The organism is Mycobacterium sp. pUA109, assembly GCF_041287095.1.
In the GTDB taxonomy this organism is placed as follows: domain Bacteria; phylum Actinomycetota; class Actinomycetes; order Mycobacteriales; family Mycobacteriaceae; genus Mycobacterium.
The window spans coordinates 21,430-44,038 of sequence record NZ_JBGGKS010000007.1 but is presented as its reverse complement, the minus strand read 5'-3'; the positions used below and the strand labels follow the sequence as shown (position 1 = coordinate 44,038).

The 22,609-nt window shown below is 70.7% G+C and carries 21 protein-coding genes, 1 pseudogene and 2 riboswitches; of the genes and pseudogenes, 10 read left to right on the top strand and 12 right to left on the bottom strand.

The features are described from left to right. Nucleotides 1–97 precede the first annotated feature (97 nt). Together ACAG26_RS10090 and ACAG26_RS10085 are read left to right on the top strand one after the other, a co-directional pair. A complete protein-coding gene (locus ACAG26_RS10090; protein WP_165618376.1) occupies nucleotides 98–274 on the top strand; it encodes a hypothetical protein in 177 nt (58 codons plus the stop codon). After that, nucleotides 264–977 (top strand): GAF and ANTAR domain-containing protein, encoded by a 714-nt coding sequence (locus ACAG26_RS10085; RefSeq protein ID WP_370481760.1) that lies wholly within the window; start codon nucleotides 264–266, stop codon nucleotides 975–977. The genes ACAG26_RS10090 and ACAG26_RS10085 overlap by 11 nt, the downstream gene beginning before the upstream one ends. Before the next feature lie 6 nt (nucleotides 978–983). On the opposite strand, the gene ACAG26_RS10080 is transcribed toward ACAG26_RS10085, so the two are convergent. The 3 genes from ACAG26_RS10080 to thiC form a co-directional block, all read right to left on the bottom strand. Continuing rightward, entirely contained in the window at nucleotides 984–1,610 is a 627-nt protein-coding gene (locus tag ACAG26_RS10080; protein WP_370481758.1) for an alpha/beta family hydrolase, read from the bottom strand. A gap of 4 nt (nucleotides 1,611–1,614) precedes the next feature. Then, nucleotides 1,615–2,448: a bifunctional hydroxymethylpyrimidine kinase/phosphomethylpyrimidine kinase gene (gene thiD / locus ACAG26_RS10075; RefSeq protein ID WP_370481756.1), complete on the bottom strand. Its 834-nt coding sequence runs from the start codon at nucleotides 2,446–2,448 to the stop codon at nucleotides 1,615–1,617. Then, entirely contained in the window at nucleotides 2,445–4,088 is a 1,644-nt protein-coding gene (gene thiC / locus ACAG26_RS10070) for a phosphomethylpyrimidine synthase ThiC (protein WP_370481754.1), read from the bottom strand. Before thiC ends, thiD begins: the two co-directional genes overlap by 4 nt. Beyond that, a riboswitch (TPP riboswitch) is annotated at nucleotides 4,079–4,191 on the bottom strand. (Overlaps the previous gene by 10 nt.) A gap of 109 nt (nucleotides 4,192–4,300) precedes the next feature. Between thiC and ACAG26_RS10065 the strand changes: the two genes are divergently transcribed. Both ACAG26_RS10065 and ACAG26_RS10060 read left to right on the top strand, forming a co-directional pair. Then, nucleotides 4,301–6,067 (top strand): MFS transporter, encoded by a 1,767-nt coding sequence (locus ACAG26_RS10065; protein ID WP_370481752.1) that lies wholly within the window; start codon nucleotides 4,301–4,303, stop codon nucleotides 6,065–6,067. Nucleotides 6,068–6,150: 83 nt separating this feature from the next. Then, nucleotides 6,151–6,322, top strand: a riboswitch (M-box (ykoK) riboswitch). Between the two features lie 306 nt (nucleotides 6,323–6,628). Further along, nucleotides 6,629–6,832 (top strand): Rv1535 family protein, encoded by a 204-nt coding sequence (locus ACAG26_RS10060; RefSeq protein WP_370481749.1) that lies wholly within the window; start codon nucleotides 6,629–6,631, stop codon nucleotides 6,830–6,832. Nucleotides 6,833–6,949: 117 nt separating this feature from the next. Here the strand turns inward: ACAG26_RS10060 and ACAG26_RS10055 are convergent, their stop codons facing one another. The 3 genes and pseudogenes from ACAG26_RS10055 to ACAG26_RS10045 form a co-directional block, all read right to left on the bottom strand. Further along, complete coding sequence (locus tag ACAG26_RS10055; RefSeq protein ID WP_370481748.1) at nucleotides 6,950–7,228, bottom strand: hypothetical protein; 279 nt, start codon at nucleotides 7,226–7,228, stop codon at nucleotides 6,950–6,952. Then, a pseudogene (locus ACAG26_RS10050) lies at nucleotides 7,158–11,667 on the bottom strand (HAD-IC family P-type ATPase). Before ACAG26_RS10050 ends, ACAG26_RS10055 begins: the two are co-directional and overlap by 71 nt. A gap of 100 nt (nucleotides 11,668–11,767) precedes the next feature. After that, the gene (locus ACAG26_RS10045) at nucleotides 11,768–12,226 is read right to left on the bottom strand and encodes a hypothetical protein (RefSeq protein WP_370481746.1); all 459 of its coding nucleotides are present in this window, start codon (nucleotides 12,224–12,226) and stop codon (nucleotides 11,768–11,770) included. A 244-nt stretch (nucleotides 12,227–12,470) separates the two neighbouring features. On the opposite strand from ACAG26_RS10045, the gene ACAG26_RS10040 reads away from it, so the two are divergent. Beyond that, nucleotides 12,471–13,886 carry a DUF5933 domain-containing protein gene (locus ACAG26_RS10040; protein WP_370481744.1) on the top strand — a complete coding sequence of 472 codons (1,416 nt, stop codon included), beginning with the start codon at nucleotides 12,471–12,473 and terminating at the stop codon, nucleotides 13,884–13,886. Here ACAG26_RS10040 and ACAG26_RS10035 read toward each other — a convergent pair. Genes ACAG26_RS10035 through ACAG26_RS10025 form a run of 3 tightly spaced genes read right to left on the bottom strand, consistent with a single transcriptional unit; the run spans nucleotide 13,798 to nucleotide 16,126 of the window. Continuing rightward, the gene (locus tag ACAG26_RS10035) at nucleotides 13,798–14,604 is read right to left on the bottom strand and encodes an exodeoxyribonuclease III (protein WP_370482081.1); all 807 of its coding nucleotides are present in this window, start codon (nucleotides 14,602–14,604) and stop codon (nucleotides 13,798–13,800) included. The two genes, ACAG26_RS10040 and ACAG26_RS10035, sit on opposite strands and share 89 nt — an antisense overlap. 24 nt (nucleotides 14,605–14,628) lie before the next feature. Then, on the bottom strand, nucleotides 14,629–15,531 hold the full coding sequence (locus ACAG26_RS10030; RefSeq protein ID WP_370481742.1) for a GNAT family N-acetyltransferase: 903 nt from the start codon (nucleotides 15,529–15,531) through the stop codon (nucleotides 14,629–14,631). Between the two features lies 1 nt (nucleotide 15,532). Next, nucleotides 15,533–16,126 carry a peptide deformylase gene (locus ACAG26_RS10025; protein WP_370481740.1) on the bottom strand — a complete coding sequence of 198 codons (594 nt, stop codon included), beginning with the start codon at nucleotides 16,124–16,126 and terminating at the stop codon, nucleotides 15,533–15,535. A 168-nt stretch (nucleotides 16,127–16,294) separates the two neighbouring features. Here ACAG26_RS10025 and ACAG26_RS10020 point away from each other — a divergent pair, with 168 nt between their 5' ends. The 5 genes from ACAG26_RS10020 to ACAG26_RS10000 are packed head-to-tail and all read left to right on the top strand — an operon-like array spanning nucleotide 16,295 to nucleotide 19,641. After that, a complete protein-coding gene (locus ACAG26_RS10020) occupies nucleotides 16,295–16,603 on the top strand; it encodes a DUF3263 domain-containing protein (protein WP_071025632.1) in 309 nt (102 codons plus the stop codon). A gap of 51 nt (nucleotides 16,604–16,654) precedes the next feature. Beyond that, nucleotides 16,655–17,131 carry a LytR C-terminal domain-containing protein gene (locus tag ACAG26_RS10015; protein ID WP_370481738.1) on the top strand — a complete coding sequence of 159 codons (477 nt, stop codon included), beginning with the start codon at nucleotides 16,655–16,657 and terminating at the stop codon, nucleotides 17,129–17,131. A 47-nt stretch (nucleotides 17,132–17,178) separates the two neighbouring features. Continuing rightward, the gene (locus tag ACAG26_RS10010) at nucleotides 17,179–17,877 is read left to right on the top strand and encodes a superoxide dismutase family protein (RefSeq protein ID WP_370481737.1); all 699 of its coding nucleotides are present in this window, start codon (nucleotides 17,179–17,181) and stop codon (nucleotides 17,875–17,877) included. Continuing rightward, nucleotides 17,858–19,009: a glutamate--cysteine ligase gene (locus ACAG26_RS10005; RefSeq protein WP_370481736.1), complete on the top strand. Its 1,152-nt coding sequence runs from the start codon at nucleotides 17,858–17,860 to the stop codon at nucleotides 19,007–19,009. The genes ACAG26_RS10010 and ACAG26_RS10005 overlap by 20 nt, the downstream gene beginning before the upstream one ends. A gap of 23 nt (nucleotides 19,010–19,032) precedes the next feature. Continuing rightward, on the top strand, nucleotides 19,033–19,641 hold the full coding sequence (locus tag ACAG26_RS10000; protein WP_370482078.1) for an LON peptidase substrate-binding domain-containing protein: 609 nt from the start codon (nucleotides 19,033–19,035) through the stop codon (nucleotides 19,639–19,641). 13 nt (nucleotides 19,642–19,654) lie between these two features. Here the strand turns inward: ACAG26_RS10000 and ACAG26_RS09995 are convergent, their stop codons facing one another. From ACAG26_RS09995 to ACAG26_RS09985, 3 genes are all read right to left on the bottom strand, one after another. Beyond that, complete coding sequence (locus ACAG26_RS09995; RefSeq protein WP_370481734.1) at nucleotides 19,655–20,197, bottom strand: hypothetical protein; 543 nt, start codon at nucleotides 20,195–20,197, stop codon at nucleotides 19,655–19,657. A 112-nt stretch (nucleotides 20,198–20,309) separates the two neighbouring features. After that, entirely contained in the window at nucleotides 20,310–21,542 is a 1,233-nt protein-coding gene (locus tag ACAG26_RS09990; RefSeq protein WP_370481732.1) for an MFS transporter, read from the bottom strand. A 129-nt stretch (nucleotides 21,543–21,671) separates the two neighbouring features. Next, nucleotides 21,672–22,568: a class I SAM-dependent methyltransferase gene (locus tag ACAG26_RS09985; protein WP_370481730.1), complete on the bottom strand. Its 897-nt coding sequence runs from the start codon at nucleotides 22,566–22,568 to the stop codon at nucleotides 21,672–21,674. Nucleotides 22,569–22,609: the final 41 nt, after the last annotated feature.

Below are 22,609 nucleotides of genomic sequence, written 5' to 3'. Positions count from 1 at the left end.
CCCGACCGTACCTTACTTCGGAGTAGCCATGAACCTCGTCGACGCTGACCGCGCCCGTGCACACTAGTAGGTAATCCCCGACAACGGAGGCACCCCCATGACCGGACCGGTTCCGGAAGCCAACGACGCTGACCTGGCCGCCCAGTCGGCGCCGGTCACCGACCCCGACGACGCGCGCGACGAGAGTTTCTCGGTCGACGCCGAAGCCGACGCCGCCGATCTGTTCGAGCAGCATCGCAGCGCGCCGCTGCCCGATGACGACTATGACCGGTAACCTCGACGACTCGGCGGCACCGGTCGACCCCGCGACGGTGTTCACCGCGCTGGCCGAGATCGTCTACCAGGGTTCGGACCTGAGCGAGGTCTATGCCGCGATCTGCGTGGCGGCCACCTTGATGGTGCCGGGCTGCCAGCACGCCAGCCTGCTGCTGCGCCGCGGTGAGGGCTATGCGACGGCGGCCGCCAGCGATGCGGTGGCCCGCAAGATCGACAAACTGGAGTTGGCCGTCGGTGACGGGCCGTGCCTGGATGCCATCGAAGAGGATTCCGCCCAGGTCGACACCGATCTGACCGTGCACAGCCAGTGGCCCGCGCTGGCGGCCCGCGTCGTCGCCGAAACACCGGTGCGCGGCGCGATGGGGTTTCGGCTGCTGGTCGATGGCCGCAAGGTCGGCGCGCTTAACCTGTTCGCCGACGCTCCCAATGTGTTCGACAAGGCATCGGCCGAACGCGCCATTATCTTGGCGGCGTTCGCCACGGTGGCCATCAACGCCGCGGCCCGCGGGGATGAGGCGGCCAGCCTGCAGCGCGGCCTGGCCAGCAACCGCGAGATCGGCAAGGCCATCGGCATGATGATGGTGCTCAACGACATCAGCGAAGCCGAGGCCTTCGACCTGCTGCGCCGCACCTCGCAGGACACCAACATCAAGGTCGCCGACATCGCCGCCGAGATCGTGCGGCGCCGCGGCCGGGTCTAGCCGCGGTCAGCCGGCTTCGGGCAGCAGCCGCAGCGCCGCGTCCACCGCCAGCGCGGGCACATTCAGTCGTTTGGAGCCCAGGTCGTGGCGGGCGCCGGTGATTTCGACGACCTCGGTCGGGGCGGGGATCAGCGCGGCGGCGGCGCGCACCTCGTCCAGCGTGCCGAACGGGTCGGAGCCGCCGTGGGTGAACACCGTCGGCGCCGCGATCTCGGGCAGGTGCTCGGTGCGCATCCGCTCCGGTTTTCCCGGCGGGTGCACCGGATAGGAGAACAACGTCAACACATCGACCGCCGCCTCACCCGCCGCCACCACCATCGAGGTCTGCCGGCCGCCGTAGGAGTGGCCGCCGGCGATCAGCGGGCCGTCGACGAGTTCGCGGGCCCGCGCGATGGCCTCGACGATCCCGGCCCGATCGGTGGCCCCCGACCCGGACGGCGGGCCCTTGGGGCGACGCCGCCGATACGGCAGGTTGTAGCGCACCGCGAGCCAGCCGCGCCGCGCCCACTCGTCGCAGATCTGTTGCAGCAGCGCCGATTCCCGGCTGCCGCCGGCGCCGTGGGTCAGCACCGCCACACCCGCCGGGACGCCGTCGGGCCGGTGCGCGATCCCGGCGATGCTGTCCAGATCCATTCGATTAGCCCCCGCTCAGCCGGAACAGCGGGGACACCGGGCCGTGTCCGCGGCCCAGCGGGTAGGCGGCGCGCAGGCATTCGGTGACCCAGCCCTTGGCGAAGGCCACCGCGTCCGGCACGGTGAACCCGTGCGCCAGCGCGCTGGCCACCGCCGCGGCCAGCGTGTCACCACCACCGTGGTCGTTGCCGGTGTCGATCCGCGGCGCGTCGAATGAGTAGAAGTCGCTGCCGTCGTACAGCAGATCGGTGCTGTGCGCCGAGGAGCGCAGGTGACCGCCCTTGACCAGCGCCCAGCGCGGGCCCAGCGCGTGCAGGGCCTTGGCCGCCGCGCGCTGCGAGTCGGCATCGACCACGTCGATGCCGACCAGCAGCCGCACCTCGTCGAGGTTGGGGGTGACCAGGGTGGCCAACGGAAACAGCTGGGCGCGCAGCGTATCCCGCGCCTCCGGGGCCAGCAGCGCATCCCCGTGCATGGATGCGCACACCGGGTCGACCACCAGCGGCGCCCCGGTGTTCAGCTCCCGCCACGCCCCGGCCACCGCGGCGATGATGTCCGAGGACGCCAGCATCCCGGTCTTGGCGGCCTGCACCCCGATGTCGGTGACCACCGCGCGCATCTGGGCGGCCACCACGTCGCCGGGCACCTCGTGAAAACCCCGGACTCCCACCGTGTTTTGCACGGTGACCGCGGTGACCGCGACGCAGCCGTGCACCCCCAGCAGCGCCATGGTGCGCAGATCGGCCTGGATGCCGGCGCCGCCGCCGGAATCCGACCCGGCGATCGTCAGCACCCGCGCCGGGGTGGCCCCCGGCGCGGGCAGCGGCAGCAACGTCACTGGGAAATCGGCAGATACACCCGGTTGCCGTGCTCGGCGAACTCGGCCGACTTCTCCGCCATCCCCATCGACAGCGCCGCCTCGATGTCGTCCTCGGACTCCAACCCGTGTTCGGCCGCGTAGTCCCGCACGTCCTGGCTGATCCGCATCGAGCAGAACTTCGGCCCGCACATCGAGCAGAAGTGCGCGGACTTGGCCGGCTCGGCCGGCAGCGTTTCGTCGTGGAATTCGCGGGCGGTGTCCGGGTCGAGCGACAGCGCGAACTGGTCGTACCACCGGAATTCGAATCGCGCCTTGCTCAGGGCGTCGTCGCGGTCCTGCGCCCGCGGGTGCCCCTTGGCCAAATCGGCGGCGTGCGCGGCGATCTTGTAGGCGATCACCCCGTCCTTGACGTCCTTGCGGTCCGGCAACCCCAGGTGTTCCTTGGGCGTGACGTAGCACAGCATCGCGGTGCCGGCCTGGGCGATGATCGCCGCGCCGATCGCCGAGGTGATGTGGTCATAGGCGGGGGCGATGTCGGTGGCCAGCGGGCCCAGCGTGTAGAACGGCGCCTCGTCGCACCATTCCTCTTCCAGCCGCACGTTTTCCACGATCTTGTGCATCGGCACGTGGCCGGGGCCTTCGATCATCACCTGGGCGCCACGGGATTTCGCGATCTTGGTGAGCTCGCCCAGGGTGCGCAGCTCGGCGAACTGCGCCTCGTCGTTGGCGTCGGCGATCGATCCCGGCCGCAGCCCGTCGCCGAGCGAGAAGGTGACGTCATAGCTGGCCAGGATGTCGGCGAGCTCCTCGAAGTGGGTGTACAGGAACGATTCCTGGTGCCGCGACAGGCACCACGAGGCCATGATCGACCCGCCGCGGGACACGATGCCGGTGACCCGCTTGGCGGTCAGCGGCACATACCGCAGCAGCACCCCGGCGTGCACGGTCATGTAGTCCACGCCCTGCTCGCACTGCTCGATCACGGTGTCGCGGTAGATCTCCCAGGTCAACTTGGTGGGGTCGCCGTTGACCTTCTCCAGCGCCTGGTAGATCGGCACGGTGCCGACCGGCACCGGGGAGTTGCGCAGGATCCATTCCCGGGTCTCGTGGATGTCCTTGCCGGTGGACAGGTCCATGATGGTGTCGGCCCCCCACCGGGTGGCCCACACCATCTTGTCGACCTCTTCGGCGATCGAGGAGGTGACCGCACTGTTGCCGATATTGGCGTTGACCTTCACCGCGAACGCCTTGCCGATGATCATCGGCTCGATCTCGGGGTGGTTGTGGTTGGCCGGGATCACCGCGCGGCCGCGGGCCACCTCGTCGCGGACCAGTTCGGCGGGCAGGCCTTCGCGGGCGGCGATGTAGGCCATCTCGGCGGTGATCTCACCGGCCTGGGCCCGCTGCAGCTGGGTGCCGCGGTCGCGCACCACCCCCGGCCGCGGCGGCAGCCCGGCGTGCACGTCGATCACCGCGTCGGGGTCGGTGTAGGGCCCGGAGGTGTCGTAGAGGTCGAAGTGTTCCCCGTTGGTGAGGTTGACCCGCCGGAACGGCACCTTGAGAGGCGAAGTACCGCGGACCTCCAACTCGTGGTAGTGCTTGGTGCTGTACGGGATGGGTCCGGTGGTCACGGACGGGGATACAGCCAAATCGGTCATAACTCTCTCCCTACGCCGGCATTACCCGGTCAGGTTCGTACGGTCGACGGCGCCCTTAGCCGTCCTCTCAGCGCGCTTCGCGCACGCTCCCGTGGTTGTCGGGCGGACCGTTCCCACGCTAGCGCAGCGGACCGCTGCGCTGCAGGCCCGTGGGGGCAAGAATTAGACCGAAATCATTTGCATAGCTAATATATGCGTTTTGTGGTGACCCGATGACGATTGAGATCCCGACAACACCGCCCGGCGCCGACCCGTCGACGGTCGACTCCGGTGCCGTCGCGACCGCGCGTCGCCGGCTGGCCTACGACCACGACCACCCGTTTTACAAGTGGGTTGCGCTGTCCAACACCACGCTGGGTGTGCTGATGGCGACCATCAACTCGTCGATCGTGTTGATTTCACTGCCGGCGATCTTCCGCGGCATCGGGCTCAACCCGCTGGACCCGTCCAACGTCAGCTACCTGCTGTGGATGTTGATGGGCTACCTGCTGGTCTCCGCGGTGCTGGTGGTGCTCTTCGGGCGGCTGGGCGACATGTTCGGCCGGGTGCGCATCTACAACCTGGGATTCGCCCTGTTCACCGTCGGCGCGGTGGCGCTATCGGTGGATCCGTTCCACCTCGGCCCCGGCGCGGTCTGGCTGATCGCGTGGCGGGTGGTCCAAGGCGTCGGCGGCGCCATGCTGATGGCGTCGTCGGGGGCGATCCTCACCGACGCGTTCCCGGCGAACCAGCGTGGCATGGCGCTGGGCATCAACCAGGTCGCCGCGGTGGCCGGCTCGTTTCTCGGGCTGTTGCTGGGCGGGGCGCTCTCGGAGTGGGACTGGCGGGCCATCTTCTGGGTCGGGGTGCCGATCGGCGTGCTGGGCAGCATCTGGTCGATGCGGTCACTGCACGAGCTGGGCGAGCGAAGCCCGGGGCGGCTGGACTGGGCCGGCACCGCCACCCTGGGGGTGGGATTGACCGTGCTGCTCACCGCCATCACCTACAGCATTCAGCCGCACGGGGATTCGCCGACCGGATGGACCAACCCGTGGGTGCTGGGCGCGCTTGCGCTGGGGGTGGCCGCGATCGCGGTGTTCAGCGTGATCGAGTTGCGGGTGCGCTACCCGATGCTCGACGTGCGGCTGTTCAAGAACAGGGCCTTCGCTTTCGGCAACGTGGCCGCGCTGATGTCGGCGGTGGGCAGCGGCGGTTTGCAGTTCATGCTGATCATCTGGCTGCAGGGCATCTGGCTGCCGCTGCACGGTTACAGCTACGAATCGACCCCGCTGTGGTCGGGGATTTACCTGCTGCCGATGACCTGCGGTTTCCTGCTGGCCGGTCCGCTGTCCGGGGCGCTGTCCGACCGGTGGGGGGCCCGCCCGTTCACCGTCGGCGGGATGCTGGCGGCGGCCACCACGTTCGTGGCGCTGATCCTGATCCCGGTGAACTTCCCCTACTGGTTGTTCGCGGTGCTGGTGTTCCTCAACGGCCTCGGCGGGGGCGTGTTCACCGCGCCCAACGCCGCGGTGATCATGTCCAGCGTTCCGGCCGACCACCGCGGCTCGGCATCGGGGGTGCGGGCCACCGTGTTCAGCGCCGGCATGTCGCTGTCGATCGGGGTGTTCTTCTCGCTGATGATCGTCGGGTTGGCCAATTCGCTTCCGGGCGCGATGAACTCGGGGCTGCGCGAGCACGGGGTGCCGGCCGGTATCGCCGACCAGGTGGCCCACACCCCGCCGGTGGGCAGCCTGTTCGCCGCGTTCCTGGGCTACAACCCGATCGCTGAACTGTTGGCGCCGTCGGGGGCCCTGCAGCGGCCGGGCGTGCAGGCCGACGTGCTGACCGGGCACACCTTCTTCCCGTTGCTGATCTCCGGGCCGTTCCACACCGGGCTGGTGGTGGTGTTCCTGGCCGCCACCCTGATGATGGTGCTCGGCGCGCTGACCTCCCTGGTCTCGCCCGGTCGGTACGCGACCGAGGTGCGGCCCGCCGGCTGACCCGCCGCCCTCACAGCGGGTTCACAGTGGGTTCACGGCGATTCGGATTGACCCGGGTGGCACCCTGATGCAGTATGGAACGGCAAGCACCTCGTTAGGTGAGGCGGCTACACGGACATAGGCCACTGACCCCGAACGTCGAAAGACGCCCCGGGTCAGGACAGCTCCTCCCGGCTTAAGGGTTGAGCCCAAGTGGCTTCCGGGATTCCCGGATCACGCCGTGTAGTGCCGAAGCTCTGACGAGAGGGGTGCGGCTCTTCCGGCGATCGCCGGGTCCGCCTCCTGCCGTGTGAACCATGGCGCGTAGCCACGCGTCGCGACCGAGAGGAGGTGAGGGACGAGTGAGTTCCAGTGATAGTCCGTGCCGATATCCGGCGTCCGTGTCGTCCCGAACCGATCGGTCGCGCGCCGCAATCAGCTGAGCAATCGCTCCTGGACAGGTAACCGCAAGGCGTTCATCGCCTGAGCAGGGCCTACCCGCTGGCGTGTGCGGATCCCTTCCGTGACAACCGGTGCCGCTTCCTGAAGTACTTCCCGGATTTTGTCCACTAGGAGGCAACCATGGTTGCGATTGCTTACACCGACATCACAGCGCCCGTGCAGCCGGTCCGCCCGGCCAAGAAGGCGCTGCACAAGCTGGACCGCCAGGCGGTCAGCACCATGTCTGACCCCGTGGTGGATATGACGACCCGGCTGCTCAGCGTTCCGCTGCACCAGCTCTACGCCCTGCTGTGGCGGGTCGGGGTGCTCTCGGTCGACGACTGAGGCCCGCCGCCCGCACCCAGCCCAGCTCACCGAAATCGACGCCAGCGCGAGAACGTCCGAGAGGACCTCGCGCTGGCGTCGATCTGGGCGGGGGTAGGAGGGTACGGCACCAGCCGGTCAGGCCTCCTCGAGGGCCTCGCCGAACTGCTCCAGCAGCTGGTTGTGGTGGTTTTGGGCCAGGATGTGCCCGGCGGCCACCGCGATGGCGACCGGCCAGTCGATGATCTCGAAGGCGGCCAACGCCAGCAATCCGCCGTAGTAGGCCAGCTGGTCGGGCCGCGGCACCGTCACCTTGCCCAGCAGCGGCAGGTTCACCGCGAACGTTTCACCGGCGCGGATATGCGCGACGGCTTCGCGCTGGGAGGTACCGCGGCCTGACTTCTTCTCGACCATCATTCGCCTTCCGGTAGCGGGGATGTCATGGCCAGGTTCGGACGCAGCTCGACCACCGGCGCCGGGGCCGACCCGTTGGTCGCCGGTCCCGCGCCGTTGGTGCTGGCGTCGCCGGCGGCGGGCTCGGGTGCGGTGTCGGCGTCGTCGCGCCGCTCCTCCGCGGCGGGGCCGGTCACCAGCCGGGGCAGCACCGCCGCCGCGGCGGTGGCCGCGGCGGCGGTGCCCAACGCCTGCGTCCAGCCCACCGGGCCCAGCGGCGTGCAGCCCAGCAGCTGCGACACCCCGGGAATGCTGATCAGGGTGGCCATCGCGCCCAGCGAACCGACCGCGGTGAGCACCACCAGCCGGTCGTGGGAATCCAGCAGGGTCTGGCCCAGCTGCGCGGAGACCAGCGCCACCAACGCGACGGTGGCCGCGCGCCGGGGCCGCCCGGTGACCGAGGCCAGCGCCCACGCCGTCACCGCCGCCCCCGCCGTGGTGGCGCCGCGCACCGCGACGGTGCGCCACAACGCGGCCGGGTCCGGGCCGCGGGCGCCGGTGGGGGCCGGCCCGCTCGGTGCGCTGACCGCCAGGGCGGTGGCCGGCAGCGCGTCGGTCAGCATGTTCACCAGCAGCAGCTGGCGGGTGTTCAGCGGGGAGCGCCCGGTGATCGCGCTGCCCACGATCGCGAACCCCACCTCGCCGGCGTTGCCGCCGAGCAGCACCGACACCGCGGCCTGCACCCGCTGCCACAGCTGGCGGCCCTCCTCGAGGGCATCCATCAGCGCCTCGATGCGGCCGTCGAGCAGCACCACGTCGGCGGCGGTGCGGGCCGGGTCACTGCCGTGCGCGACCACGCCGATCCCGACGGTGGCCGCGCGGATCGCGGCCGCGTCGTTGGCGCCGTCGCCGACCATCGCGCACACCCGGCCGGTGCGTTCCAGCGTCTGCACGATCTGCACCTTGTTCTCCGGGGACATCCGGGCGAACACCACCCGCTCGGTGACCGCCCGCTCCTGGTCTTTGCGCGACAACGCCTCCCACTCGGTGCCGCTGATCACCTGCTCGGCGGTGACCGGCACGCCTAGCTCGCGGGCCACCGCGGTGGCGGTGATCGGGTGGTCGCCGGTGATCAGCCGCACCGGGATCTGGGCCTGCTGCAGCTCGGCCAGCAACTCGGCGGCGGTGTCGCGCGGGGTGTCGGACAAGCCGAGCAGCCCGACCAGCGACAGCCCCGCGTCGCACAGTTCGGCGATGGCGTCGGGCTCCGGATCGTCGCCCAACGCCCGCATTTGTGCGGCGGTGAGCCGCCGCCGCGCCACCGCGATCACCCGCAACCCGTCGGCGGCCAGCCCGGCCACCGCGCGCTTGATGGCCGGGTTCACCCGGCCGCAGCTGGCCAGCACCACCTCCGGGGCACCCTTGACGGTCAGCTCGGCCCCGGTCACCGACGCCGAGAACGGCCGGCCGGACCGGAACGGCAGATGCGCCGGGGATTCCGGGATGGGATCCGAGCCGTTCACCGACAGCGCCGCTTCGGCGATCGCGGTGTCGGTGGCGTGCACGTGGCGTCCGCCGGCGGTGGCCGGGGTGGCGTGCGCCGCGCACCGCAGCACCTCTTCCCGGGAGTGGTGCGGCGCGGGATGGACCTGCGCGACCCGCAGCCGGTTCTGGCTCAGCGTTCCGGTCTTGTCGAAACACACCACGTCGACGCGGCCCAGCGCCTCCACCGCGCGCGGGACCCGCACCAGCGCACCGGAATTCGTCAACCGACGCGCCGAGGCCTGCTGGGCGAGGGTGGCCACCAGCGGCAGCCCTTCGGGGATCGCCGCGACGCTGACCGCGATGCCGCTGGCCACCGCCTGACGCAGCCCGGTGCGGCGCAGCAAGCCCAGGCCGCTGACCAGGGCGCCGCCGGCCAGGCTGACCCGCCAGGCCTGCTTGGTGAGCAGGCTCAGCTGGTGCTGCAGCCCGACGGCCTGCTGGTCGCCGGTCACCAATTCGGCGGCGCGGCGGGCGTGGGTGTCGCCGCCGGCGGCGGTCACCACCGCGACGGCGGTGCCGGCCACCACGGTGGTCCCGGCGAACAGCATGCAGTGCCGGTCGGCCAAATCGGCGCCCGGCGTGGCGTCGGTTTGTTTGGTCACCGACAGCGACTCACCGGTCAGCGACGATTCGTCGACCTCCAGGTCGATGGCCTCGATCAACCGGCCGTCGGCCGGCACCACCTCGTGGGAGCGCACCTCGATGATGTCGCCGGGTTGCAGATCTTCGGCGACGGCCTCGGCGTACACCCCGGCCGACACCACTTTGCGGGCCGCCGGAATCTGCTGGGTCAGCAACACGTTGAGCCGGCGCTCGGCGTTGAGCCGCTGCGCGGCGGCCAGAACGGCGTTGGCGCCCAACACCGAACCCACCAGCACCGCGTCCACCGGTGACCCCAACACCGCGCTGGCCGCCGCGCCCAGCGCCAGCACCGGGGTCATCGGATCGGCCAATTCGGCGCGCACCGCCTTGACGAACTGCCAGGTCGCCGTGCGCGGCGGCGCGGTGAGCGCGGCGCCGCGGCGGGCCACCCCGACCGCGGCCAGCGCGGCGGCGGCCACCGGCGGATGCTGGGCCGCTACCGGCGGCTCGGGCTGGGGCGTGGGCAACAGCTGGCGGACCTGGTCCACCGACATGGCGTGCCATTCGTGCACGGCGGCCGGGCGCGGCGCGGCGGCGTTGACCACCTGGCGGCCCAGCCAATATCCGGACAGCGCGCCGGCCGCCGCGCCGGTGGTCACCGGTCCGGGACCGCGGCCGCGCACCCCGGGCAGCATCAGCAGCGCCCCCAACGCCGATGCGCCGGCGGAGATCTCGACGCCGCGTCGGCTGGCCGCGCGGGCGGCGGGCAGGGCGTGCAGGACCCGCCACGCCGCGGCCAGATCCGGCAGGATCAAGCCCGCGCACCACGGCGGCGGGCCGTCGGCCGCGGTGATGCCCAGCGCCACATCGGCGGTCGAAAGCGCCTGCACCGCCGCCGAGGACAGCACCGCCACGGTGTGCCCCTGCTGCTGGTAGCTGCGCACCGCGGCGACCAGTGCCGCATCGATCGACCCGTTGGGCAGCGGGCGGATGTCGTCGAAGGTCGGCCGCAGCTCGCCGAGGGCGTCGACGTCGACGGACACCACCTCCACGCCGGCCCGGTGCGCCTCGGCCACCACCGCCGACGCCCACGGGTGGTGGGCGGGCTGGAACAGCGCCTCGGCGGCCAGGTCGGCGACGCGGTGCCAGCCCGGTTGCAGCCCGTTGGCCAGCAGCTGCGCCTGGGCGTGGTCCCACACGGTGGCCAGCTCCCGCTCCCCGGCGCCGCGGACCCGCACCACCCGTAACTTGGTGTCCCACAACACCCGCGGATCGATGACGACCACTTCGACACGGTCCAGCAGGCGCAAACTCTTCGGTCGCAGCGGCAGCACCGCGTGCTGGTCGGCCAGCCCCCGGCCCAGAGTCGCCGCGAACGATTCCCGGGTGGCGCGGGCAGCCTTGGGGACGCTCACCAAGGCCGCGGTGCCGGCCATGTCGACGTTGCGGGTGGCGGCGCCGACCACGGCCGCGGCGATCGCCTGCAGCCAGGCGCTGCGCTCGGCGTGCCGCTCCACCGGACCGGCGGCCGGCGGCGCCGGGCGGGCCGGCGCGTCGACCGCCGGGTGCTCGGCGTGGCGGGCCAGTGCCGGTTCGTGCCGACGCCAGGCCCGGGCCTCGGCCCGGGCCTCGGCGGTCTTGAGCGTCTCCATCAGCACGTCCACCGCCAGCGACGCCGGCGCCAGGTTGACGGTGTGCGCGGCGGCCATGGCCAGGGTCAACACGGTGTCGGTCGCCGCGGTGCCGAGGCGCTCCTCGAGCAGGCGACGCAGCCGCGGCTGGTAGTCGACGGCCACCACGGCCGCCTCGACGCTCACCGGCAACCCGGGCAACCGCAGGGCCCGGCCGACCAGTGCGACCCCCAACCCGGCGGCGTTGGCGCCCAGCGTCATCGCGCGGGCCGCCAACTCCAGGCCGTCGCCGGGCAGGCTGGGAGCGCGGGTGGGGCGCCGCTCGGCCTCCTCGTCGGCGACGGCGCGGGGCCGCTTTTCGGCGTCGGCGACCACCCGGACCAGATCACGCAGCGACGTCCGGACATCGTCGAGGCCGACCACGACCCGGGACAGCGGATAGTTCAGCTGGGCGGTGGTGACTCCGGGGTGGGCCCGGACCGCGTCGAGCACCGCCGGCCCCAGCTCCCGGCCGCCGGGGCCATTGAGGCCGCGCACCTCGATCCAGGCCCGGTGGTGGCCGCGCCAACAGCGCCGCGACAGCGGCGAGCCGGGACTATCCCCGGACAGTGCCTTGCTGGCTTCGCGGACCGGCAGGGTGGCCAAGTCGACGCCGGCAGACGCCAACGCCCCGACGGCTCCGGCGGCAGTCGCCGCGGTCTGCATGGTGGCGCCGGCCAAGGCAGATGTGGTCTGGATGCACGTCGCGACTGCGCGGAGGGGAAATGAGGTGCGCAAAGTTTGGCCGGTACCCACTTCCGCCAATCTACTTGCTGGCGCGCGGTCGCCGCGTCGCCGGCGACTTGGCCCGGCCGCTCTGCCGCGGCCGCTGGGAGTTGGTGGATTTCGTCGCCTTGGCGGGCGCGGCAGCGCGCTTGGCTGGGGCTTTGGCGGTGGTTTTGGCCGGGGCGGTCTGGGCCGGGGCCGCGTCGTCGGGCCGCCGGTTCAGCTGCCGCAGCAGCAACGCCGCGCCGCCGACGGTCAACAGCACCGGCCATTCGACCAGCCCGACCACGCCGAGCGCACCCAGCGTCAGCGCGGCCGCCGGCGTTGAGTGGCTGCCGCTGCCGATGCCGCGCTGCACCCCGGCGGCCGCCCCGGTCACCGCACCGACCACGCCGTTGACCGCGGCGCCGCCGATGGCGCCGGCGGCCTCGGTGGTCATCGTCGCCGCGCGTCCCGCCGCCCGGCCCAGCTTGCTTACCGCCCCGTTGACGGCGTTCATCATCGCTCCCTGCGCCGTGGTTGACGCCCTGCACATCGGGCCGGCGCGACGCTGCACACCCGTACGCAGGTGACGCTCAAACGAGCAAAGTTCATAGACAGACCATCTTAAGCGTTTTCGCGCACCTTGGCGATGAACGCCGGGCAGACTCACACCGCACTCACATATTCGGGGGCACCCGCGTCGTTTAGCTCCTGGTTCGGCAATACCCGCTTGCGGTTCATCCGCCGTTTACGATCTGTAGATGCTGATGAGCGAGGTGGGGCGCGGAAAGCGTCCTCCGCCGTCGACCCGGATGGGTGCGACGGCCGTCGTCGCCGCGGTCTCGGCGCTGCTGATCGGGCTGCAAATCGCCGCGGTCCACCGCGGCTTTCAGGGGCCGCTGCACAGCCTGATCAGCGACTACGTCGCCACCCCGAAGTCCGCGACGTTGCCGTGGGCCGGGTTGGGGCTGGCCCTGGTGGGGCTGACCAACCGGCACCGCCTGGTGGCGCTGGGCCTGGCGGCCGGCGTGGACGCCGTGTTCGCCGCCGAGCGGGTGCTGCGGGGCGGTGCACTGACCATCGGCAACGGGCCGTTGATCGTGCTCACCGGGCTGGCGGTGCTGGCCGGGCTGCGCTGGTCGGGTACCGAACGCCGTGCCGCGCTGGGCGCGGCCGGGTGGGGGATGTTGCTGATCGTGGCCAGCAAGGCCGCCGACACCTGGCTGCGGATCACCGCGATCAGCCGGCCCCGGGTGCTCGACGAGTACGCAATGCTGGCCGACCACGCCTTCGCCCAGCCGTCGTGGCTGGTCGGCCGGGTGATCGACGCGGCCGGTCCGATCCCGTACGCGGTGCTGCACTGGGTGTACATCGAGTTGCCGGTGGCGGCGATGGTGGTCGCGGTCTACCAGTTGCGCAACGTCACCGTCGACGGCTGGCCGCGGCATCACCTGATGCGGACCTTCATGGTGCTGGGCTTGATCGGTCCGCTGATCTATCTGGTGTTTCCGGTGGTCGGCCCGATCTATGCGTTCGGCGCCGACGGCCACGGCTGGCAAATCGCCAACTACTGGCCGCACATCCTGCCGCCGGCCGGCTTTGCGCCGCACGCGCTGCCGTTCGACGACGTCACCCCCCGCAACTGCATGCCCTCCATGCACGTCGGGTGGGCGCTGCTGGTCTTCATCCATTCCCGCCGCGGGCCCCGCCAGCTGCGGTGGGGTGGTGCGGTGTGGCTGGCGGCCACCGTGGCCGCGACGCTGGGGTTCGGCTACCACTACGGCGTCGACCTGGTGGCCGGCGCCGTGCTGTGCCTGACCGTGGAGGCCGCGGTGCGGGATCCGCAGCGCGGCTGGGGCGCGCGGCGCATCGGGCTGGTCGCCGGGGGAGCGACGTTCTTGGCGATCCTGCTGCTGTGCTACCGCTATCTGGCCGCTGCCATGGCCCAGCTGCCGCTGCTGTTCGGCCCGGTGATCCTGGGCGCCCTGGCGGTGTTCGTCGCGGCGTTCTTTGCCTGGCCGGCCGGCGTGAAACTGGCGTCACTGTCGACGCCGCAGCTGAAGCCGGCTGCCGGCGCGGCGCCGCGGATCAGTGGCGGCGCAGCTCCACCAGTACCGGCGCATGATCGCTGGGCGCCTTCCCCTTCCGCTCGTCGCGGACAATCTCGGCATGGGTGACCCGCTCGGCCAGCGCCGGTGACCCCAGAATGAAGTCGATGCGCATGCCTTGCCGCTTCGGGAAGCGCAGCTGGGTGTAGTCCCAGTAGGTGTACACACCCGGGCCGGGCGTGAACGGCCGGACCACGTCGACGAATTGGGCCTCCACGATGGCGTTGAACGCCTTGCGTTCCGGCTCGGAGACGTGGGTGGCGCCGGCGAAGAACTCCATGCTCCACACGTCGTCGTCCTGGGGGGCGATGTTCCAGTCGCCGACCAGCGCGATCGGTGCCGACGGGTCGTCGCGCAGCCAGTCCTCGGCGCTAACCCGCAGCGCGGCAAGCCAATCCAGCTTGTAGGTGTAATGCGGGTCGGTCAGGGCGCGCCCGTTGGGCACATACAGGCTCCACACCCGTACCCCGGCGCAGGTGGCGGCCAGGGCGCGGGCTTCGGCGGTGGCCGCCAGCTCGGGCTTGCTGCTCCAGGTGGGTTGGCCGTCAAACCCGATCTGGACGTCGTCGAGGCCGACCCGGGACGCGATGGCCACCCCGTTCCACTGGTTGACGCCGACATGGGCGACCTCATAACCGAGTTCGTGAAACGGCAGGGTGGGGAACTGGTCGTCGGTGCATTTGGTTTCCTGCATCGCCAGCACGTCGACCTCCGCGCGGGCCAGCCAGTCGACGACGCGGCCCACCCGGGTGCGGATCGAGTTCACATTCCAGGTGGCCAGCCGCAAGGTGTCGTCGGGCATGCCCACACCTTACGAGGCCAGCAGCCGCGCATCGAGGTAGCGGCTGCGGTGCTGGCCGGTGAACCCGAGCGACTCGAAGAATTGGACGGCGTCCTGGTCGTCGCTGCGCACCTGCACGTAGGCCCGGGTGGCGCCGCGGTCGCGGCCCCAGGACAGCAGTGCGGCGCACAGCGCCCGGGCATGCCCGCGCCGGCGCTGCTCGGCGGCCACCCGCAGCTCCGACACCCCCACCCACGGCTGCCCGTCGGGGGCAAGGGTCACCGCGGCCCGCCCGATGGCCACACCCGCCCGGGCGCCGAACACCACCTCGCCGTCGGCGACCGCGGTCAACACCTCGACCGGCACGTCGCGCCGGTAGCCGGCCAGCCAGTCGGCGTCCGGTTCCGGCGACAGCGTGACCTCGGTGCCGACCGTACCGACGTCCGAGTCGGCTACCAGGGTGCGGGTTTCGCAGGCGGCGGGCAGCTCCTCGGGCAGCCGCAGCAGCCGCTCGGGCACCGCCAGCCAGGGTGCCAGGTCGCGCTGCGCATACCAGTCGACGATCGCCGGGATGGTGCTGGTGTGCGCGAACAAGTCCAGGGGGACAGCCGAATTCGCCCGCAGGGTGCATCCGTGGCCGGCGCGCAGCAGCCAACCGTCCAGCCACCGGTGTTCGACCCCGGGCCAGGCCAACCCGGCCGCCTGCTCCACCGCCCGGATCTGCGAGTTCTTCACCGGACGGTCGGTGAGCCGGCGCACGTACAGCACGTCGTCGCGCCGGAACTCGTGCAGGTCGCCGTCGCGGGTCTGCACCCGCACCCGCGGGCCGACCTCGACCAGATACCCGACCACGTCGCCCATCGGCGGGTCGGACCCCGCGGGCCGCAGGTAACGCAGGCTAACCCGCGTGCCGACGTCGGGCAGGTCGGTCATATCAGTGGCCGAACGGGTCGGGCACCTCGCCCGGCATCCACGACAGGCCGGGGACCCCCCAGCCGTGCGATTTGACCGCGCGCTTGGCGCTGCGGGCGTGCCGGCCGATCAGCCGGTCCAGGTACAAGAACCCGTCGAGGTGCCCGGTCTCGTGCTGCAACATCCGGGCGAACAGTCCGCTGCCCTCCAGGGTGATCGCGCTGCCGTCGGCGTCGAGCCCGGTGACTTTCGCCCACGTCGCGCGCCCGGTCGGGAACGACTCGCCGGGCACCGACAGGCAGCCCTCGTCGTCGTGGTCGGGGTCGGGCATGGTCTCGGGGATCTCGGAGGTTTCCAGCACCGGGTTGATCACCACGCCGCGCCGCCGCGCCGCGGTGCCGCGGTCGTCGGGACAGTCGTAGACGAACAGCCGCAGCCCCACCCCGATCTGGTTGGCTGCCAGCCCGACGCCGTTGGCGGCATCCATGGTTTCGTACAACGTGGTGATCAGCTCGCCGACATCCGCCGGCAGCGAACCGTCGGCGCCGACCGGCACCGGTGTCGTCGGGGTGTGCAGGACGGGATCTCCCACAATGCGGATGGGAACGACTGCCATGACCGGCAAGCTTAGGCGGCCAGCAATTCATCGAGTCCGCCGACTCGCGGGGCGGGGTTCCGGCCCAACACCTGCAGCCGTGGTTGAATGTTCGCCGTAACCCGCCGACGTTGCGGCACCACATTTGAAGGTCATTCAAGAATTCGGGGAAGGGTCCAGGGGAGCGATATGGACGGCGCTATGGCGCGGGCTAATCGATCGGGGGACGACTCTGAAATCATTGATGGGCTAACCCGTCGTGAACACGACATCCTGGCCTTCGAGCGGCAGTGGTGGAAATACGCGGGCGCCAAGGAAGAAGCGATCAAAGAGTTGTTCTCCATGTCGGCGACGCGCTACTACCAGGTGCTCAACGCGCTGGTGGACCGTCCCGAAGCGTTGGCCGCCGACCCGATGCTGGTCAAACGGCTGCGGCGGCTGCGGGCCAGTCGACAAAAAGCGAAAGCCGCGCGTCGCCTGGGCTTCGAGGTGCCCTGATCACGCGCTGGGTTTTCGGGTTCTGATCAACTCCCCGATACAGTGGGCTCGATGAACGAGCGCGTCCCCGACTCCTCCGGGCTGCCATTGCGCGCCATGGTGATGGTGCTGCTATTTCTGGGCGTCATCTTCTTGCTGGTCGGGTTCCAGGCGATGAGCTCCAGTGACAGCGGCGACGACGACACGTCGGCGACCACCGTGACAACCGTCACCACCTCGGCGACCCCGTCGTCGAAAAAGGCCGCGCCCAAGGCCGACATCCGGGTGTACAACATCTCCGGCCAGGAAGGCCTGGCCGGGCAGACCGCCGACCGGCTCAAGGACGCCGGCTGGACGGTCACCGAGACCGGGAACATGACGTTGACCGACGTGTCGGTCACCACGGTGTACTACGACGCCAAGAATCCCGGCGAGAAAGAGTCCGCGGAGGCGGTGGGCAAGCTGCTGCACGCGCCGGTGGAGCCCCGCATCGGCGACCCGGACGTCGCCGATCAACCGCCGGGCGTCATCGTGGTGGTGGCCAGCTAAGGCGGGTTGAGGCCAACCGCCGATGCCGCCAGGCTAGGCTATCCGGCATGGTCACGCCCGGTCATCGCAAAACTCTCGCCGCCGTCCTGTTCGCCGCTCCGGTCGCGCTGCTCAGCGCCTGCAGCCCCAACCAGCCGCCGTCGGACACACCGGGAACCACGCCGTCGGTCTGGACCGGGTCGCCGGCGCCCTCGGAGTCGTCGGCGGAGCCCGGCGGGCCGGTCGCCCCGGAGACCCTGACCACCCACCTGAAGACGCCCGACGGCACCGACGTCGCCACCGCCAAGTTCGAATTCGAGGCCGGCTACGTCAAAGTCACCGTCACGACCACCGGTTTGGGCCAGCTGAGCCCCGGCTTCCACGGCATGCACATCCACAAGGTGGGCAAGTGTGAGGCCAACTCGGTGGCGCCGACCGGTGGCGCGCCCGGCGACTTCAACTCGGCCGGCGGGCACTACCAGGCACCCGGGCACACCGGCGAGCCGGCCAGCGGCGACCTGACCTCGCTGCAGGTCCGCAAGGACGGTGCCGCGCTGCTGGTGACCACCACCGACGCGTTCACCAAGGAGGACCTGACCGGAGGGGACGGCACCGCGCTGGTCATCCACGGCGGCGCGGACAACTTCGCCAACATTCCGCCGGAGCGCTACACCCAGGTCAACGGCTCACCCGGGCCCGACGAGATGACGATGTCCACCGGTGACGCCGGTAAGCGGGTGGCGTGCGGTGTCATTGGGTCCGGCTAGCACGCCGACCAGCAGGGCACCCGCCCATATCGATTTCGCCGGCTCGGCCCGGCCGACGGTCGGGGTGGAATGGGAGTTCGCGCTCGTCGACGCGGCAACCCGCGACCTGAGCAACGAGGCGGCCGCGGTCATCGCCGAGATCGGCGAGAACCCGCACGTGCACAAGGAATTGCTGCGCAACACCGTCGAGGTCGTCAGCGGGGTGTGCGAGTGCACCGGGCAGGCGGTGGAGGACCTGCGCGGCACGCTGAGCACCGCCCGCCAGATCGTGCAGGGCCGCGGCATGGAGTTGTTCTGCGCGGGCACCCACCCGTTTGCGCAGTGGTCCGCACAGCAACTCACCGACGCGCCCCGCTACGCCGAGCTGATCAAGCGCACCCAGTGGTGGGGTCGGCAGATGCTGATCTGGGGGGTGCACGTGCACGTCGGAATCCGCTCGGCGCACAAGGCGATGCCGATCATGTCGTCGCTGCTGAACTACTACCCGCATCTGCTGGCGCTGTCCGCGTCCTCGCCGTGGTGGGGTGGTGAGGACACCGGCTACGCCAGCAATCGCGCGATGATGTTTCAGCAGCTGCCCACCGCCGGGTTGCCGTTCCAGTTTCAGACCTGGCGCCAGTTCGAACGCTTCGTGCACGACCAGAAGAAGACCGGGATCATCGATCACATGAACGAGATCCGTTGGGACATCAGGCCTTCGCCGCATCTGGGCACCCTGGAGGTGCGGGTCTGCGACGGGGTGTCCAATCTGCGGGAGCTCGGCGCGCTGGTGGCGTTGACCCATTGCCTGGTGGTGGATTTGGACCGCCGGCTCGACGCCGGTGAGACGCTGCCGACCATGCCGCCCTGGCATGTCCAGGAAAACAAGTGGCGGGCGGCCCGGTACGGGCTGGACGCGGTGATCATCTTGGACGCCGACAGCAACGAGCGGCTGGTCACCGACGATCTCGACGACCTGCTGACCCGCCTGGAGCCGGTGGCCAAAACCCTGCACTGCGTCGACGAGTTGGCCGCGGTCGCGGACATCTACCGGGTCGGCGCGTCGTATCAGCGGCAGCGGCGGGTCGCCGAGGAACACGACGGTGACCTGCGCGCGGTGGTCGATGCGCTGGTCGGAGAATTGGACCTGTAGCCGTGCAACTTTTTGGCTTGCCGATGTTCCCCCTCGAGTCGGCGCTGCTGCCCAACGAGGAACTGCCGCTGCGGATCTTCGAGCCGCGCTACCGCGACCTGGTGAGCGACTGCCTGCGTGGCGACCGCCGCTTTGGGGTGGTGCTGATCGCCCGCGGCCGCGAAGTCGGCGGCGGCGATGAACGCTGCGATGTCGGGGTGCTCGCCACCATCACCGAGCACCGCAAGCTCGGGCTCGGCCGCTACGTGCTGCGCAGCCGGATGGGGGAGCGGCTGCGGGTGGCCGAGTGGTTGCCGGATGACCCGTATCCGCGGGCTGCCGCGGCTATTTGGCCCGACGAGCCGGGCCCCCCGGTCGGCGCGGCGGCGCTGAGCGAGGTGGAGGACCGCGGCTATGCGCTGCTGGAGCGGATCGCGACCGCCCGCGGCCTCCGGTTGCCGGCCCGCGAGCTGATGTTCAGCGGCACCGGCGAGGCCGGAAAGCGGTTGTACTCGTTGGCGACTCGGATCCCGATCGGTCCCGCCGACCGCTATGCGGTGCTGGCGGCGCCGTCGGTGGCCGACCGGCTGGCGGTGCTGCACGAGGCGATCGACACCCTGGCCGCGATGGTGGAATTCCAGCTATCCGAATGACTTTCGCCACGGATTAAGGCGTCCAGGTCACCATCTCGCTGTGCCGGTTCTTCGGATCCCAGATCACCCGGGCCGGCGGCGCGGCACCGTTGTCGGCCAAGAAGATCTGGCAGCCGGAAATCTGCTCGCCGACGGAGGCCTCCTTGAAGTCGACGGGGGACGCCGGTTCGCAGTTGAACTTGTTGTTGTCGAACGGGTGGTTGAGGTCGCCGGTAAAGCGCAACGGGGCGAACACGGTCAGGCGGGTGAGGTAGTCGTCGCCGTTGCTGACGTACAACGAGTCGATGCTCTCCGGCTGCGGGCCGTCCACCTTGGTGAGCGTGTAGTGCACGTAATACCCGGTTTTGTCGGTGTACTTCGAGGCGTCCTCGAGTTGTTGGAAGTCGGCGGGATCCGCCGTGTCGAGGCTGTCGACCGTCAGCTCCGCTGCGCCCTGCTCGTCGGTGACGTGGGCGCTCTGCCCGAACTTCAGGTGCACACTCGAATCCTGCGTAGTCGTCGAGCATGCCGTCGCCAAGACCGCGCACACGGCCGCCGCCGCCAATCGTGAGTACACGCCGCGGATCGTAGCGCACCGGCGGGCGGGCCTGGCGTTACGTTGATTCTGCGGCTATCAGGGAAAAGTACGAGTAGACAGCCTGGTACCCGCAGAGTCATCAACGAGGGGGCTACTCCCAGCGCTGGCCGTGTACGGCAGCGAAAACCGCGGCCGCGACCGCCAATAACACCGAGCTGACCAGCCACGGCAGGATCCGGCCCGCGGTGAACAGCGCGGCGTACATTCCGGGCGCCACGGTGCTCGCCGCCGCCCACGCCGTCTGCAGCAGCGAGCCGTGCCGGCCGGAGGACTCCGCCGGGGCGAAGGTCAGCATGATGTTGGCGCCGAGCGCGTTGCTGGCCGCGTCGGACACACTGAACAGGATCAGGCCCAGCGTGAGCACGGCGAATAGCAGTGCCGGGCCGGCGTTTTGGATGCCGGCCAGGCTGTCCACCACCAGGAAGCTGACCGCGCAGCATGCCGTCGACCAGGACAGGATGCGCAGGTGCGGCACCCGTTGGCCGATGCGGGCCACGGCGCGGGCGGCCACCGCGACCATCACGCAGATGAACAGGTAGGCCACCGTCGTCGTCCAGGTGGGCAACCCCACCGACAACATGAACAGCGGTAGGGCGGTGTCCATCCCGATGGTGGTCAGCCCAATGATGAACACCCCGGCGATGAAGGCCATGAAGCCGCCTTGGCGCAGCACGTCGCGGTAGCGCGGCGGCACCGCGTCCGGCGGTTCGCCGTCGACGGGCCCGTCGTCGTCGACCCAGCGCAACCGCCAAAACAGGGCGGCGGTGATCAACTCGCCGGCCGCGATGAAGGCGACCAGCGCCGTCCAGAACCAGCCGGAGCCGCGGTCGAAGAGCAGACCCAGCGTCGCGGCCAGCGCGCCGACACCGAAGCCGAGCACCCGCACCGAGGTGAGCAACGCGAACATCCGGGTGCGGTCGTCGCCCTCGGCGGTCAACCGGCGCACCGCCTCCGGATCGCTGGTGAAGAACAGGTTTCCGGCCAGCGCGGCGGTGAACGAGAACGCGGCCACCGCGCCCAGCGTGGTGGTCAGGAGGAAGCCGACAAACGCCGCCGCGCCGATCACACCGGACAGCGTCATCGCGCGGAACGGGCCCAGCCGGTCCACCACCCGCCCGGCCACCACCGCACCCAGCAGCAGCGCGCCGGTGTTCCCGACGGTGGCGGCGACCCCGGCGCCGGTCAGCGGGAGCCCGCGGCCCAGCGTGAAGAACAAGAAGATCAGCGGCACCCACAGGCCGTGGTTCACCATCGCGACGGTGGTGGCGATGATGAATGATCGTCGCGCTGCCGACAACTGTTCGGCCTGAGCGTCGCTGAGCATGGTCGCTGCTGTCCGGCGGGTAGGAAGTGATGAGTGGCCGGACGGTTCCCCCTGGACAGATGAAGGTACCCGGCGACCGTCGGCCACGCATCCGAATTTTGCGGGCCGGCGCCGCTGCCTGACCGCGCTTTAGCGGCGCAGCCGGCCCTCGATGAACACGCTGCGCGGGGTGAGGTCGGTGAGTTCGGCGGGGGCGGGCCGGCCATAGCCCGCCATCAGGTCCAGGGCTTCGGTCGCCGTGACCCGCCAGCCGCGCTGGGTCAGCCACGCCGCCAGGTCGGTGCGCTCCTCGACGTACCACAGGTCCTGCACATCCGGCGCGTTGGTGTCGCCGGCTTCGCGCAGCTTGCGGAATTCGTCGCGGCGGCGGGCCAGGTTCTCCGGGTCGAAGAAACCCGGGCTAAACGCCTCGACCGCCACCCGGCTGCCCGGCGCGCTGAGTTCCGCGATGCGCTCGAACAGCAGATCCTGGGCCGCGGCGCTCAGGTAGGGCAGCAGCCCTTCGGCCGACCACGCGGTGGGTGTCGACGCATCAAAGCCCGCCTGGCGCAACGCCGTCGGCCAGTCCTGGCGCAGGTCGACGGCGACCGCGCGGTAGTTGACCGCCGACCGGATCCCATGGGCGGCCAAGGTGTCGGCCTTGAACTCCAGCACCTTGGGCTGGTCGACCTCGTAGACGACGGTGCCGTCCACCCAGGGCAGCCGCCAGGCGCGGGCGTCCAGGCCGGCGGCCAGGATCACCGCCTGGTCGATGCCGTTGGCGCCGGCGGCGATGAAGTATTCGTCGAACCACTTGGTGCGGGCCGCCGCGTAGCCGCCCATCGCCCGTCGCCGCTGGACCATCGGCCCGGACGTGGGCGGCCGCCAGCCGCGCACGGTGGCGGCGTCGACGAACAGTTGCGCGTAGCGGTCGGTGAACAGCGGGTGCGTGCTGTTGGTTTCGTCGGCCCGGGCCATGGCCACGCCCAGCGCGGTGGCGCCCACGCTTTCGGTGATGTCCCAGGTGTCGTTCTCGGTCCGGTTCACGGCGGTGTCCTCGCTCGGCGATATTTGGTAGACAGTCTACA